This is a genomic window from Tenacibaculum geojense (assembly GCF_042676005.1).
In the GTDB taxonomy this organism is placed as follows: Bacteria; Bacteroidota; Bacteroidia; order Flavobacteriales; family Flavobacteriaceae; genus Polaribacter; species Polaribacter geojense.
Genome location: NZ_JBHTJR010000051.1, coordinates 119,279 through 134,273, shown reverse-complemented (window position 1 = coordinate 134,273; position 14,995 = coordinate 119,279). Strand labels below are relative to the sequence as shown.

Annotated in this window: 15 protein-coding genes; 8 read left to right on the top strand and 7 right to left on the bottom strand. The window is 31.8% G+C overall.

The features are described from left to right. Positions 1-8 precede the first annotated feature (8 nt). On the top strand, positions 9-488 hold the full coding sequence (locus ACFQ1U_RS11250; RefSeq protein WP_386108395.1) for a retropepsin-like aspartic protease: 480 nt from the start codon (positions 9-11) through the stop codon (positions 486-488). Between the two features lie 58 nt (positions 489-546). Here ACFQ1U_RS11250 and ACFQ1U_RS11245 read toward each other — a convergent pair whose 3' ends face one another. Both ACFQ1U_RS11245 and ACFQ1U_RS11240 read right to left on the bottom strand, forming a co-directional pair. Beyond that, positions 547-1,734, bottom strand: coding sequence for a pyridoxal phosphate-dependent aminotransferase (locus ACFQ1U_RS11245; protein WP_386108393.1), 1,188 nt, complete (start codon positions 1,732-1,734; stop codon positions 547-549). A 10-nt stretch (positions 1,735-1,744) separates the two neighbouring features. Then, entirely contained in the window at positions 1,745-2,836 is a 1,092-nt protein-coding gene (locus ACFQ1U_RS11240) for a fatty acid desaturase family protein (protein WP_386108391.1), read from the bottom strand. Between the two features lie 143 nt (positions 2,837-2,979). Between ACFQ1U_RS11240 and rsmG the strand changes: the two genes are divergently transcribed. Further along, positions 2,980-3,609: a 16S rRNA (guanine(527)-N(7))-methyltransferase RsmG gene (gene rsmG / locus ACFQ1U_RS11235; protein WP_386108389.1), complete on the top strand. Its 630-nt coding sequence runs from the start codon at positions 2,980-2,982 to the stop codon at positions 3,607-3,609. Positions 3,610-3,620: 11 nt separating this feature from the next. Here the strand turns inward: rsmG and ACFQ1U_RS11230 are convergent, their stop codons facing one another. Further along, complete coding sequence (locus ACFQ1U_RS11230) at positions 3,621-4,853, bottom strand: DEAD/DEAH box helicase (protein ID WP_386108387.1); 1,233 nt, start codon at positions 4,851-4,853, stop codon at positions 3,621-3,623. A 127-nt stretch (positions 4,854-4,980) separates the two neighbouring features. On the opposite strand from ACFQ1U_RS11230, the gene ACFQ1U_RS11225 reads away from it, so the two are divergent. Next, entirely contained in the window at positions 4,981-5,862 is an 882-nt protein-coding gene (locus ACFQ1U_RS11225) for an ATP-binding protein (RefSeq protein ID WP_386108385.1), read from the top strand. 69 nt (positions 5,863-5,931) lie between these two features. Continuing rightward, the gene (locus tag ACFQ1U_RS11220) at positions 5,932-6,222 is read left to right on the top strand and encodes a hypothetical protein (RefSeq protein WP_386108383.1); all 291 of its coding nucleotides are present in this window, start codon (positions 5,932-5,934) and stop codon (positions 6,220-6,222) included. Between the two features lie 116 nt (positions 6,223-6,338). On the opposite strand, the gene pruA is transcribed toward ACFQ1U_RS11220, so the two are convergent. Beyond that, positions 6,339-7,967 carry an L-glutamate gamma-semialdehyde dehydrogenase gene (gene pruA, locus ACFQ1U_RS11215; RefSeq protein WP_386108381.1) on the bottom strand — a complete coding sequence of 543 codons (1,629 nt, stop codon included), beginning with the start codon at positions 7,965-7,967 and terminating at the stop codon, positions 6,339-6,341. Positions 7,968-8,083: 116 nt separating this feature from the next. On the opposite strand from pruA, the gene ACFQ1U_RS11210 reads away from it, so the two are divergent. Next, positions 8,084-8,818, top strand: a complete 735-nt coding sequence (locus ACFQ1U_RS11210; RefSeq protein ID WP_386108379.1) for an NRDE family protein — start codon at positions 8,084-8,086, stop codon at positions 8,816-8,818. On the opposite strand, the gene ACFQ1U_RS11205 is transcribed toward ACFQ1U_RS11210, so the two are convergent. The 3 genes from ACFQ1U_RS11205 to ACFQ1U_RS11195 are packed head-to-tail and all read right to left on the bottom strand — an operon-like array spanning position 8,796 to position 11,533. Beyond that, positions 8,796-9,920, bottom strand: coding sequence for a DUF3667 domain-containing protein (locus ACFQ1U_RS11205; RefSeq protein ID WP_386108377.1), 1,125 nt, complete (start codon positions 9,918-9,920; stop codon positions 8,796-8,798). The two genes, ACFQ1U_RS11210 and ACFQ1U_RS11205, sit on opposite strands and share 23 nt — an antisense overlap. Then, on the bottom strand, positions 9,921-10,307 hold the full coding sequence (apaG, locus tag ACFQ1U_RS11200) for a Co2+/Mg2+ efflux protein ApaG (RefSeq protein ID WP_386108374.1): 387 nt from the start codon (positions 10,305-10,307) through the stop codon (positions 9,921-9,923). A gap of 11 nt (positions 10,308-10,318) precedes the next feature. After that, positions 10,319-11,533 (bottom strand): type IX secretion system plug protein, encoded by a 1,215-nt coding sequence (locus tag ACFQ1U_RS11195; RefSeq protein ID WP_386108372.1) that lies wholly within the window; start codon positions 11,531-11,533, stop codon positions 10,319-10,321. A gap of 160 nt (positions 11,534-11,693) precedes the next feature. On the opposite strand from ACFQ1U_RS11195, the gene ACFQ1U_RS11190 reads away from it, so the two are divergent. Genes ACFQ1U_RS11190 through ACFQ1U_RS11180 form a run of 3 tightly spaced genes read left to right on the top strand, consistent with a single transcriptional unit; the run spans position 11,694 to position 14,993 of the window. Then, the gene (locus tag ACFQ1U_RS11190) at positions 11,694-13,040 is read left to right on the top strand and encodes a Na(+)-translocating NADH-quinone reductase subunit A (protein ID WP_386108370.1); all 1,347 of its coding nucleotides are present in this window, start codon (positions 11,694-11,696) and stop codon (positions 13,038-13,040) included. A 1-nt stretch (position 13,041) separates the two neighbouring features. Further along, positions 13,042-14,250 carry an NADH:ubiquinone reductase (Na(+)-transporting) subunit B gene (locus ACFQ1U_RS11185; RefSeq protein WP_386108368.1) on the top strand — a complete coding sequence of 403 codons (1,209 nt, stop codon included), beginning with the start codon at positions 13,042-13,044 and terminating at the stop codon, positions 14,248-14,250. A 2-nt stretch (positions 14,251-14,252) separates the two neighbouring features. Next, positions 14,253-14,993, top strand: a complete 741-nt coding sequence (locus ACFQ1U_RS11180; RefSeq protein WP_386108366.1) for a Na(+)-translocating NADH-quinone reductase subunit C — start codon at positions 14,253-14,255, stop codon at positions 14,991-14,993. The last annotated feature ends 2 nt before the right edge of the window (positions 14,994-14,995 follow it).

Sequence of the window (14,995 nt, the reverse complement as noted above, 5' to 3'; positions counted from 1 at the left end):
TACGAGAAATGGCAAGTTTGAAAAAAGTATTACGTAAAAAGAAATATATACGAGTTAAGTTAAAAAAAATGGTAACGAATCATCTAGAGTTATCTGCAAAAATTAACGGGGTAAAAGGAGTATTTATATTGGATACTGGAGCATCAAACTCGTGTGTTGGGTTAGATTTAAAAGATTATTTTAAACTTATTACAGAAGAAAGTGATGTAAAAGCAGCGGGTGCTGGAGCAACAGATATGGAAACTCATAAATCTTCTAATAATATTCTAAAAATAGGAGATTGGAAATTAAAAAATTCAGACTTAGTTTTGTTTGATTTAACTCATGTAAATACCGCTTTAAAACATCATAATGCTTCAGAAGTTCATGGAATTATTGGTGCAGATGTTTTAGAAAAAGGAAAAGCCTTTATAGATTACGATAAAAAGGTTTTATACCTAAAAAAGTCTAAAAAGAAAAAAGCAAATAAACTAAAGTTACCTTTTTAATAAAAAATGCTTGAAGAGTTTTTTCTTCAAGCATTTTTTACGTGTAATAGTAATATTTTTAGCTTACTACCTCTTTAATTCTTTTAACAGCCTCACGTAATTGTAGTTCAGAAGCAGCATAAGAGATTCTGATGCAATTTGGTTCTCCAAAAGCTTCACCAGTAACCGTGGCAACATTTGCTTCTTCTAGTAAAAGCATAGAAAAATCACCGGCATTTTTTATTTCCTTTCCTTTTATGGTTTTACCAAAAAAGTCAGAAATATCTGGAAAAATATAAAAGGCACCTTCTGGTACGTTTAATTTAAAGCCATTAATTTTGCTTAATAAATCAAGCATCATGTTTCTTCTGGCTTCAAATTCTGTAACCATGTATTGAATTTGACTTGGATTTGCCAAAACAGCTGTAATGGCAGCTCTTTGAGCAATACAGTTGGTTCCTGAAGTTATTTGCCCTTGCATTTTTGTACAAGCTTTTGCAATCCAGTCTGGAGCACCAATATAGCCAATTCTCCAGCCAGTCATAGCAAATGCTTTAGCTAATCCGTTAACTGTTATTGTTCTTTCGTACATACTTTCGATAGCTGCAAAACTAAAAGGTTTAGTTCCGTAGTTGATATGCTCGTATATTTCATCAGACATTACAAATATCTGAGGATATTTTTCTAATACTTTAGCTAACGCTTCATATTCTTCCTTTGTGTAAATAGTTCCACTTGGGTTGTTGGGAGAATTAAATAAAATTAACTTAGTTTTTGGTGTAATGGCAGCTTCAAGTTGTGCTGGGGTAATTTTAAAATTGGTTTCAATAGTAGATGGTATTTCTACTGAAACTGCTTCACATAATGTTGCAATGGCAGAGTAACTAACCCAATAAGGACAAGGTAATAAAACTTCATCACCTGGGTTTAATAATACTTGCATTACATTAGCAATAGATTGTTTTGCTCCTGTAGATACAACAATTTGATTGGGTTGGTATGTTAAACCATTATCGCGTTTAAATTTGGTGCATATTGCTTCTTTAAGCTCTGCATAGCCATCTACAGGAGTGTACGAATTGTAATCTTGATTGATAGCTTCTATAGCCGCATTTTTAATAAAATCTGGTGTGTTAAAGTCAGGTTCACCTAAACTTAAACTAATAATATCTTTTCCTTCGGCTCTTAATTCTCTTGCTTTAGCAGCCATTGCTAAAGTTTGTGAAACTGGTAAACTTTGAATTTTGTTAGATAATGGTTGTGACATTGTGTTGTGTTTATGCTAATTGAGGTTTTTTACCCAGCTCAGCTATGTGTCTAAAATGTTCAATAATAGCTTTTCTGGTGGTTTTATATTCGTTGTAAGGTAAATTGAATTCTTTAGCTGTTTCTTTAACAATTTGCGCTATTTTTTTATAATGAATATGAGAAATATTCGGGAAAATATGATGTTCTACTTGATGGTTTAATCCACCAGAATAAAAATTAATAAACCAATTTTTAGGCGCAAAGTTAGCAGTAGTGTATAATTGATGAATTGCCCATGTATTTTTCATATTACCATTTTCATCTGGAGAAGGCATTTCTGTTGAAGGAACAATATGTGCTAACTGAAAAATAATACTTAAAATAATACCAGCTGTGTAATGCATAACAAAAAAGCCAATTAATACTTTCCACCATGCTACATTTAATACGGCTATTGGCAATACTAACCATAATAAGTAATATGCAATTTTAGAGACCACTAATTTTGTCCATTCTGTTGCTGGATTAGGAAACTCACCGTAAGATAATTTTCTTTTTAAATATCGGTGCATTTGTTTAAAATCTGTAGTAATTGCCCAGTTAATTGTTAATAATCCATATAACACAGGTGAATAATATTTTTGAAATTTATGAATTGGTAACCATTCTGCTTTTTTAGAAAAACGAATAATTCTTCCAGCATCAATATCTTCATCATGTTCTGGTATGTTTGTGTAGGTGTGGTGTAAAACATTGTGTTGAACTTTCCAGTTATATACATTTCCTGCTAAAATGTAAATGCTACTCCCCATTAATTTATTTACCCATTTTTTTGTAGAAAAAGATTCATGGTTAGCATCATGCATAACATTCATTCCAACACCAGCCATTCCAACGCCAATAACAATGGTTAGTAAAAGTTGAACCCATTGTGGCATATTTACTGTAAGTATTAAAATAAACGGAACTAAAAACATAGCAAACATTATTATTGCTTTGGTGTATAGTTTCCAGTTACCAGTTCTTTTAATATTATTTTCTTTAAAATATGTGTTAACTCTTTTATTAAGGGTTCTAAAAAATTTTGTTTTATCTATTCGGGAAAATTGTACTTGCTTCATAATCGTTCTTAAAGTGGGTAAAAATACATCTTTTTTGCATCAACTATTTTTATAACGCAATTTTTTAACGATAATTATTGTTTTGTTGTATAAGTAACTTATTTGATGAATACTTTTTTATTTTTGCGGTTGAAATTAGTATTATGGAAATCGTTTTAAAATATTTTCCGGATTTAACCGAAGATCAAATAGCAAAGTTTTCTAAACTACAAGAATTATATCAAGATTGGAACTTGAAAATTAATGTGGTTTCTAGAAAAGATATTGATGAATTATATCTACGTCATGTTTTACATTCTTTAGGAATAGCCAAGGTTATGCAGTTTGAACCGGGTAGCGCTGTTATGGATGTTGGAACTGGAGGCGGTTTTCCTGGAATACCGTTAGCAATTTTATTTCCTGAAACCAACTTTCATTTGGTAGATTCTATTGGGAAAAAGATAAAGGTTGTTAACGAAGTTAAAGAAGGTTTAGGGCTTGAAAATGTAAAAACTACTCATGGTAGAGTAGAAGAGGTAAAAGAAACCTATGATTTTATTGTAAGTAGAGCTGTTGCTCAAATGGAAACTTTTCATCGTTGGGTAAAAAACAAGGTTCAAAAAAAGCAGAATCATGCACTTAAAAATGGTATTTTATACTTAAAAGGTGGAGATTTGACTGAAGAATTAGCTAAGTTTCCAAGTGCAACTATTTATGATTTGCCAAACTTTTTTGATGAAGATTTTTTTGAAACTAAAAAAGTGGTTCATTTACCAATTAAATATAAAGGATAAAAAAACGCTGGTTAATACCAGCGTTTTTTGTTTTTTTTAGAGTTTTTAGATTTTCTACTTTTCTTATTTGGATTAATAGTGTTGGGTTGTTTTTTAGGTTTGGGTTTTTTTACTGGAAACGGATGATCTTCAATAACTTTTAAATCTTTACCAATAAAAGCTTGTATGATTTTAACATAAGCTACTTCGTCTATACTACATAAAGAGATAGCTAAACCAGATTTTCCTGCTCTACCTGTTCTTCCTATTCTGTGAACATAGGTTTCGGCAATGTTTGGTAAATCAAAATTAATAACTACATCTACCTTGCTTATGTCAATACCTCTAGCAGCAACATCTGTAGCGATTAATATATGAGCTTTGTTGTTTTTAAAATCTTCAATAGCTTTATTTCTTAAATTCTGACTTTTATCACCGTGTAAGCTTGTAACCTGATATCCATTTTTTTGTAAAGTTTGTTCTAATTTATCAACTCCAAATTTTGTACGTCTAAATATTATAACCTTTCCATTAATTTCTGTTCTTAATAGCTGTAAACATAAATCTGTTTTATTTCTTTTAGGAACGTAATATAACAACTGACCAATTTCTTTAGCTTTAGTTTCTGTTGATGCTACACTAAGTTTTTCTGGATTTTGAAGAATTGTGCTAGCCAAAGCAACAATTTTATCAGGCATTGTAGCGGAAAACAGCAGTGTTTGTTTTTTACGTGGGCATAACTCTTCGATGTTTTGAACATCGTTAATAAAGCCCATGTCAAGCATTAAATCAGCTTCGTCTATTACTAATGTTTTAAGAAGTCTTAAATCAATTTCACCTTGCCTGTGCAAGTCTAAAAGTCTTCCAGGGGTAGCAATTAAAATATCTACTCCTTTTTTTAATACATCTTTTTGTGGCTCTAAAGATACACCACCATATACAACTGTGGTTCTGAGGTTAGTGTATTTACAAAAAGCTTTAAAGTTTTCGTTTATTTGATGTGCAAGTTCTCTGGTGGGGCTAATAATTAATGCTTTAATTTTTTTTTCGCCTTTTTCAGTGTCTTGAGTTTCAATTAACTGGTTTATTATAGGTAATGCAAAAGCGGCAGTTTTACCCGTTCCAGTTTGTGCAGCTATAATAACATCTTTTTTAGCTATAATAACAGGTATAGCTTTTTGTTGAACTACGGTTGGTGAATGAAATCTTAATTCAGCAACTGCTTTTAAGATGTTTTTATGTAATGGTAAATCAGAAAACTGCATATATTATTTTTTTGCAAAGGTATATTAAAAGAGGATAGAAGTAAATTTACTTCTTTTAAAAAAGAATTTTTTATTTTGGTTTAGTATATGTTTTCTTGTAAAACGGTTATTTTTATCAAAAAAGTTAATGAAAAAGTATATTTTAAAAGTTCCATCCAATCAAAAGGCAAGAGACTGGTTTCAATTTGTAAAAGAGAGTTTGAATTATGTTAATGATGTTGATTTGTTAATAGTAGATTTCAATAATGTTCGTTTTATGGAAACGGATGATTTTGTGATTTTAGCTTGTTTAATTGAGAGTTTTTATATCACAAATTGTGAGGTTAAATTTATTGGTGGGACAGAAAGGTTTAATAATCATTTGTTTAATGTAAAGTTTAAGGAGTATTGGAAGGAAGGTTTTGATAGGACAAAATTTACTTTGTCTCATAATAGAACTACCCTTTGCCTTTGGAAGATATCAGAAGACATGATATATACTTATTCAATGTATGCTAAACAATACTTTGAAAGATATACAAACAACAAGGATTTAATACCATTATCATCCAATATGGATGAAGTTTTTAATAACGTTTTTGATCATTCTAGATCTCCGGTTACAGGTTACATTATTACGCAGTATTACCCTAAGAATAATAAAATTTCGTTTTCAGTTTGTGATTTTGGAATAGGGATTCCAACTTCAATTAATAATGATAAAGCATCTAAGGAAGAAAAGCCTTTAGAGGATTGGAAAGCGATATTAAAATCATTAGAGAGAGGGTTTTCTATAAATTCAACTCCAAGAAATAGGGGGTTTGGGTTGAGTAATATTTTAGAACTTACAGAAACATCTAATGGTAAATTACTGATTTTATCTAACAATGGTTTTGTAGAAAAGTCTGCTGGTAAAATGTATGTTTCAGGGGAGGTTGACTTTGATTTTTCAGGTACTTTGATTAAAGTAGAGGTTGACTTGAATACTTTTGTTGAAAAAGACGATTTAGATGAAATATTTGATTTTTAATAAAAGAATTGTATATTTAATTCTATTTTTGCATAGAATTTGTAGGTGGTAATTAAAATATTTTTTCTGATGAAAACTTTGGTGTTAAAAAATATCGTGAGAAATTCAAGTTCAAATAAAGAAGGACTTGTTTTGTTTGATGCTCTACAAAAGGCATATCTAAATGAAGAACAATTACTTTTATATGTAGATTCTGACCTATCGATGTCTTCATCTTTTTTGAATACTTCTATCGGTAGTTTTTTGGATAAATATGGATATATAAACTTCAAAGAAACAGTGAGGTTTAAAGGATCAAAGAATCAATTTTTAAGGCTTAAAAGTTATATCAATAGCTATAAAGATTTATATCTAGCTTAATAATCTTTTAATGAATAAAAACAAAACCAACCTCATTTGAGGTTGGTTTTTGTTTTATAATGATATTCTGAAAGACCTTTCGACTCTGCTAAAGGTGACATTTCAGAATAAAAACTTTATTCTCCTAAGAAAGGATATCTATAATCTTTTGGAGAAACAAAAGTTTCTTTAATTAATCGAGGAGATACCCAACGTAATAGGTTTTGAGCTGATCCTGCTTTATCATTGGTTCCAGAAGCTCTAGCACCACCAAAAGGTTGTTGTCCTACAACAGCTCCAGTTGGTTTGTCGTTGATATAGAAGTTTCCAGCACAGTTCTCTAAAGCTTTTGTAGCTTCAGCAACAGCGTATCTATCTGTTGAGAATACAGCTCCTGTTAAGGCGTATTCAGAAGTTCCGTCTACTAATTCTAAAGTTTTAGCCCAATCTGCATCTTCATAAACATAAACAGTTACTACTGGTCCGAATAATTCAGTTTCCATGGTAGTATATTTAGGATTCGTTGTTAAGATAACAGTAGGTTCAATAAAATATCCTTTAGATTTATCATAGTTTCCACCCGCAATAATTTCAGCATCACTATCAGCTTTTGCTTGGTCAATATATTTAGCTAATTTGTCAAAAGATCCTTCGTGAATAACAGCAGTAATAAAGTTACTCATATCTTCAGGAGATCCCATTTTAAATGAAGCAACATCTTCTTTAACAAATTCTAATACTTCGTTAGCCATTGATTTTGGCAGATATACTCTTGATGCCGCAGAACATTTTTGTCCTTGGAATTCAAAAGCACCTCTTGAAATACCTGTAGCTACTTGTTTTGGGTTTGCAGATGGATGTGCGATTATAAAATCTTTACCACCTGTTTCTCCAACAATTCTTGGGTATGTTTTATATGTATGGATGTTTTCTCCAATTTTTTTCCATAATTCTTTAAATACAAAAGTAGATCCTGTAAAGTGTAATCCAGAGAAATCAGGAGAGCTTAACACGGTATCAGTAATCTCAACAGGGTCTCCCATGATCATATTAATAACTCCGTTTGGTAAGCCTGCTTCTTGGAATACCTCCATAATTACTTGTGCAGAGAAAATTTGACTGTCAGATGGTTTCCAAACAACTGTATTACCCATCATTGCTGCAGACGCTGGTAAATTTGCAGCAATAGCAGTAAAGTTAAATGGTGTGATAGCGTAAATGAATCCTTCTAACGGACGATATTCAACACGGTTCCAAATTCCATCGTCAGAGTTTGGTTGCTCTGCGTAAATATCAGACATGTATTCTACGTTAAAACGTAAAAAGTCAATTAATTCACAAGCAGCATCAATTTCAGCCTGGTGGATTGTTTTAGACTGTGCAATCATGGTTGCAGCATTAATTTTTGCACGGTATGGACCTGCAATTAAATCTGCAGCGCGTAAAAATATTGCAGCGCGTTGCTCCCATGGCATTTGTGACCAGTCTTTGCGAGCTTCTAAAGCAGCTTCAATAGCTTTGTTGGCATGTTCTTTTCCACCAGTATGATAGGTTCCTACTACATGTTTATGATCATGCGGAGGAGTCATATTATTAGTGTTTCCAGTTTTAATCTCTTCGTGTCCGATGTACATTGGTACTTCTACGGAACCGTTAAAATAGGCTTTATATTGTTGTAAAACGGCTTCTCTTTCTGGTGTTCCAGGAGCGTATCCTTTTACAGGTTCGTTAACAGCTACTGGTACATTGAAAAATCCTTTTCCCATGGTTGTTTGTTTATTGGTTTAATTGTGATAATTTTGAAGTGTAAATGTACGATTTTTAACTGACACTAAAAGTACAGATCTAGGTTGTATATTTGTGCTTGTAAATCCCTTAACATATGTGTACAGTAACTTTGTTTCCTGTAAATTCTTCTGATTTTATTTTAACATCCAATAGAGATGAAACTCCCAAAAGGAAAACTATTCCTCCTAAATTATATACAGAGAATAAAACCAACATGTTATTTCCTAAAGATGAATTAGCTGGTGGTACCTGGATTGGGTTAAGTGAGAAAAAAAGACTGATATGTTTGTTAAATGGTGGTTATGAAAAACATGTAAGAAAGGATAGTTATAGGTTAAGTAGAGGTGTTGTAGTTAAAGAATTACTAGCGTCTGAAGATGCAGTTTCTATGATAGAAAATTATGTTTTTGAAGATATTGAGCCGTTTACTATTGTTTTGGTTGATTGGAATAGTAATTTACAGTATTATGAGTTGGTTTGGACAGGTCAAACAAAGCATTTTCAACAGCTAAGTAATACCAAACCCCACATTTGGTCTAGTGCTACTTTATATGATGATGAAATGAAGCAGTTACGAAAGTCTTGGTTTAAGAATTGGCTAAATGATACTAACGACTTTTCACAAGAATCTATTTTACAGTTTCATAAAAACGATAAGTTAGGCTCTCCAGATGTGTCTTTAAAAATGAAAAGACCTCAAGTAGAGACTGTTAGTGTAACTTCTGTAAAAAAAAATAATAATACAATTTCAGTGCTGTACCATGATTTTTTATCAGGTAAGGTACATGATTATAAGAATGTTACTTTTAATACAATGCAAACGCTATAAAAGATAGCGCAATCATTCCAAGCATAGTTAAACCAGCATAAACTCCGTTTAATATTACAAACTTAACTAAGGTTTTAGAGTAGCTTTGTTTGTAAAAGTTTTTCATTGATAGAAATAGATATATTAAAAATAATAAAGTAAAAATCAGTATTGCATCTGAAGAGTTAGTAATTAACTTCAGTAAAACAAAAAGCGTAAAAAGTATAAAAAATACTGTTTGTATATGAAAAACAAATATCAAATGTTCTATATATGTGTGTTTTTTCTTTCTAATGTATAACAATAATAAAAACAGAGTAAATAAAGGTAACAGAACAAATAAAGCAATTGAACTGTAAGAAATAATTTTATTCATGTATTCATAACTCGCTTCTTCATCAGATAGCATGCTGTGAAAAAAATCAGATCTAGAATACCAAAACCTATTCATGAAAGTTTTTTCTACTTTCAAAGAATCTAAAGCATCGTCAATCTTCATTTTTGGATGTTTTCTTTTAAAAAGTATGAACTTTAAATTATTACCATTTCCTGAAACAGAAAACGAAGCCCTTCCTTTTTTTAAGTTATATATAGAGTCTTTCTGAGCAGTTGTAATAATTCCGTTTGCTACCAGTTTGTTTAAAGAATCTTTTTCCTTTTCTTGTTTTTCGAGTTTGTCAAAAAAATCATTACTAAAATCTTCCAAGTCAAAATCTTCATCGTTTTTATTGACGTTTAAACCAAACAATGATGTTTTTTGGGTGTCTTCATTACCATTTAGTTTGTTGTATTTGGTGTAGCCATCTGTTAAGCTTAGAATTAAAAAGAATATAATTGAGGTGGTAATGTAAAATCGAAAAGGATTTACATAGCGTGCTCTTTTTCCGTTTATATAATCATCTGTAACCCTACCTGGTTTAACTAAAAGAGGAAGAATGGTTCGCCAAAACTTGGTGTCCCAAGAAAAAAAACCAGCAAATATTTCACTAACAAAATTACCAAATGTTATTTTTTTCTTTTTGTTCTTTTGTCCACATTCAGGGCAAAATTTTTCATGTCCAAAAAAAGGATAGTTACAATTTAAGCAGTGTAGATTTTTGTAATTGGTTAGTTGTTTGCTCATTTAGTTTAGCATAGAGGTTGTAAAAAGTTGAAATTTAGGAATTCTTACTAAAAAAGCCTCGTTTGTATCAATATTTATCATTTTATAACTTCCAAACATAGATCCAGCAGTTGATTGTAAGAAACAATTAGAGGTGTATTTGTATTGTTTATTGGGAGGGATTATTGGTGTTTCGCCAACCACACCCGGTCCTTCAATTTTTTCAGTATTATGAAGGCTGTCATTAATAGTCCAATATCTTTTTAAAAGTTGTACCGTTTCTTTACTAGTATTTGTAATACTAATTAAATAACTAAAGGCATGATAATGGTTGCCATCATGCAGAATCATGCCGTTATAGTTTGATTTTACGGCTATTTTTATGCCTTTGGTAATTTGTTCAAACATAGATGGTTTTTTTATTGGTTTTGATTAAAGTAACCAAAACCTACACCAATAACTCTGTGGTATATTTCACCAAAAGGCTTGTAATAAACAATTACTGTATATTCATTTTCAGTTTGATAAAAAGACCCTTCAATTTGGGTTATGTTAGGTGTGTTGTTATTCTTTGTTACAAAAGTATAATTATAAAATCCTTGTTTTATTGGAATTTTGCAAGTGTAAGCTGCAATGTCATTATCGTACTCCATTTTATTCTCTTCATTTAACGCAAAGTTGTTAAAAGCTCCATACACATAAACATCTTCATTGTAAGGTTCTATGGTTTCAAGGGTAAAATGCATAGTTGCATAATCTGCTTCTGTATCAGTATCTTGTGCATCTAATGTTCTTACAATAAATTGTCCGTTAATATCAGGGTTATAGGTGTATGGTTTGTATTCTCGAGGTTCGTTTGGATATAAGTAATTGTGAAAAACATCTTCTCGTGAGGTTTTTGCAATGTTTAAGCTTGTGTTTCTGATGTATTTATTGTCAAAATTCAAAAACTCATTTCCGCCCCAAAAATTTGTTTTCATGGTGTGATTATAAACAAGTTGATAAGGTTTAATGAATAGCGGTTCAATATTGTTTTTGGCAATGTTCCAATTGTGATTTTGTAAAACACTAACTTTAATCTCTTGATTAGGGTTTTGGATATTGATGTTAGGATGGTTTACAATAAACTGTACGGTTTGTTTCTCATTAACGTAGTTAATATTTCTGCTTCTTAACACAGATACACCAACAGTAGCTAAGTCTTCATAAAAAACACATTTTCTTGTAAAAACAACTTCATCATAATCATTTAAAATCGAAATTAAATAATTGCCGCTTTTTGTTATTCGAGTGTTTTCATTAGGGAATTGAACCTGGTAATGTGTATAGTCTTGTAAGGTGTTAAATGAATTGGTAACGTTGATAATGTAATCTTGGTCAAACCCTTGAATATATTGGTTAGATTGTATATCACTTGGAGTCCAATTTGGAGTCATGTGTTGAATTTTATACTGATAACGTTTGTTATCTGCATCTAAATCATCAAAAGATAATTCTAATACATTGCCTAACCTGGTTATTGGGGCGTAGGCTTTTGAGCCAAGAGGTCTTAATTGAACTGTTTTAATATTTTGTGCTGATGTAGTTATGCAAATTATAAAACAGGTTAACAGCCATTTGATTTTTAAATTCATGCTTACAAAAGTATCAAATTATAGACCAAAGCCATAATTAATTATTTAGAATAGGTATAAATAAGCGTTTTAAAACGATATAAAATGACAATTAGCTGTAAGTCGATTTCAAAATTTTTAAATTTGCGTGTTTTTAAAGGAAATCAAATATATAGTTACTATGTCAAAAGACATCCGTATAAAAAAAGGGCTTGATATTAAGCTCGTTGGTGAGGCGAAACAGGTAACTACCGAACTTCCATTAGGTAGTGTTTTTGCTGTTAAACCAAGCGATTTTCACGGCGTTATTCCAAAGATTTTAGCAAAAGAAGGAACTGAAGTAAAAGCGGGTGAGGCACTTTTTTATGATAAAAGTGATGAGCGTGTTTTATTTGCCAGTCCGGTAAGTGGTAAAGTTACAGAGATTGTACGTGGAGCTCGAAGAAAAGTTCTTGAAATTAAAATTACTTCTAACGGTACTCAAGATTACAAAGATTTTGGTAAAGTAGATGTTGCTTCAATGTCTGGAGAAGAGGTGAAAAGTCATCTTTTTGCATCAGGATGTTGGCCATTTGTTAAGCAACGTCCTTATGACGTGGTTGCTAATCCAAACCAAGCGCCAAAATCAATATTTGTATCTGCTTACGCAAGTGCTCCATTAGCTGCAAACTACGATTATGTTTTGCAAGGTAAAGAAGAGTTTTTACAGGCAGCTATCACTGCGTTAACAAAGTTAACGTCAGGCAAGGTTCATGTATCTGTAGGGTCATCTAATTCACCATTAGCAAACTTAAAAGGAGCAGAGGTACATAAAGTATCAGGTCCGCATCCAGTAGGAAATGTAAGTACACAAATTGCAACCATAGATCCTATTAACAAAGGAGAGGTTGTTTGGGTTGTTACTCCTCAAGATTTAGTAGTAATTGGTGAATTGTTATTAACAGGAAAATTAAACTTACAACGTACAGTTGCTTTAACAGGTTCTAAGTTTAACGAGCCTAAATATGTTACAGCAGTTGCAGGTGCTCAAATGATTGATGTTGTTAAGGGTAACTTAAACAATGACAACACACGTGTGATTAGTGGAAATGTATTGAGTGGAGCGCAAGTAGGTGAAAATGGTTTCTTAGGATATTATGACAATCAAGTAACTGCAATTCCAGAAGGGGATGATTATGAATTCTTCGGATGGAATAAGCCAGTGTTTAATAAAATATCTACTTCAAGAGCTTTAACATTCTCTTGGTTAAATCCAAAGAAGAAATATGACTTAAATACCAATACAAACGGTGAGCATAGAGCGTTTGTTGTAACTGGTTCTTATGAGGAAGTATTTCCACTAGATATTTATCCAATGCAATTGTTAAAAGCATGTATGTATAAAGATCTTGATGAAATGGAAGGTTTAGGAGCTTACGAAATTGCTCCTGAAGATTTCGCATTAACTGAATTTATTTGTGTATCTAAACAACCACACCAGAAAATTATTCGTGAAGGTTTAGATTTAATGATGAAAGAATTAGGATAAGATGGGCTTAAAACAAAATTTACATAATTTAAAAGAGAAATATAAAGGGACGAAAATGGCTCCTGCGTTTAACGCAATCCATACCTTTTTATATTTGCCAAATGAAACCACTCACGGTGGTACTCATATTAAAGCGGCAGACGATTTAAAGCGTACAATGAATACGGTAATTATGGCATTAATTCCTTGTTTAATCTTTGGAATGTTTAATGCAGGTTACCAACATCATTTAGCAACTGGAGAAATTGAAAGCGTAGCAGGAAATTTCTTTTCAACGAACTTCTGGAATTTTGATAACTTATGGATTGGTATTGTGAAAATACTTCCGTTAGTAATTGTTTCTTATGGAGTTGGATTATTAATTGAGTTTATTTTTGCAGTAATTAAAGGACACGAGGTTGAAGAAGGATACTTAGTTACTGGAATGTTAGTACCATTAATTGTACCAGTAGATTTACCACTTTGGATGTTAGCCGTTGCTGTTGCCTTTGGAGTTGTTATTGGTAAAGAAGTATTTGGTGGTACAGGAATGAATATCTTAAACCCTGCATTAACAATTCGTGCATTTTTATTCTTTGCATATCCAACTTGGATGTCAGGAGATAAAGTTTGGGTGCACGATGCAGTAGCAAAAGCGGGTTCTGCTGATGCTATTTCGGGTGAAACTATTTTAGGTAGTTACGCACAAAATCAAGAAGTGGCTTACTCTATGTTTGATAAGTTCTTCGGATTTATTCCAGGTTCAGTAGGAGAAACTTCAGCATTTTTAATTTTAGTAGGAGCTGCTTTCTTAATATTTACAAAGATTGGAAGCTGGAGAATAATTGTTTCTACATTCCTAGGAGCTGCTGTAATGGGAATGATTTTTAATGCAATTGCTGCAAACGGAATTATTGCTGACACAAGTAAATTTTACGGATTAATGAGTGCTGACTGGTATGAACACCTAATAATTGGTGGTTTAGCATTTGGAGCTGTGTACATGGCTACTGATCCAGTAACAGCATCACAAACGAATAAAGGAAAATGGATTTACGGATTTTTAATAGGATTTATTTCTATTATGATTCGTGTATTTAACCCAGCATACCCAGAAGGAGTATTTTTAGCAATCTTATTAATGAATGTTTTTGCTCCAACTATTGATCACTATGTGGTTCAAGGAAATGTAAAAAGAAGATTAAAACGTTTAAAAGCTAAAACTGCCTAATTATGAGTAAAAGAACAGACAGTAATGTGTATACAATACTATTTGCTATTGGAATGGTATTAGTAGTAGGTGCGTTATTAGCTTTTACAGCATCTTCACTACGTCCGTTAATTAATGCAAATGAGCGTACAGAAAGACAACAAAACATTTTGTATGCAATGGGTGTTAATCAAAACGATGAAACAAGTGTAGAGTTTGTATCTGCAGAAAATGCACCAGAAGAGTTTAATAAATACATCACTAAGCAATTAGTGATTGAAGGAGATAAAGTTTCTGAAGATGATAAAGCTTTTTTAATTGATGTTAAAAAGCAACAAACCTTAGCAAAAGAAGGTAAAACAAGAAAGTTACCATTATTTGTTGGAGAAAAGGATGGACAACAGTATTACATCGCTCCAATTAGAGGTAAAGGTCTTTGGGATGCTATTTGGGGTTATGTAGCTATGGATAAAAACATGGTAGTACAAGGAGTATTCTTTGATCATAAAGGAGAAACACCAGGTTTAGGAGCTAACATTAAACAACGTTTTTTCATGGATGATTTTAAAGGTGAAGAAATGATGTCTAATGGAAACTTTAAGGGTATTGTTGTTAAAAAAGGTAACAATGATCCAAAGAATGAAGATAAAACAGATAATGAGGTAGATGCAATTGCTGGTGCAACTATTACCGGTGACGGAGTTACGGCAATGATTAAATCTGAGTTAGCTCAGTACGTACCTTACTTTAAAAACTTAAAATAATT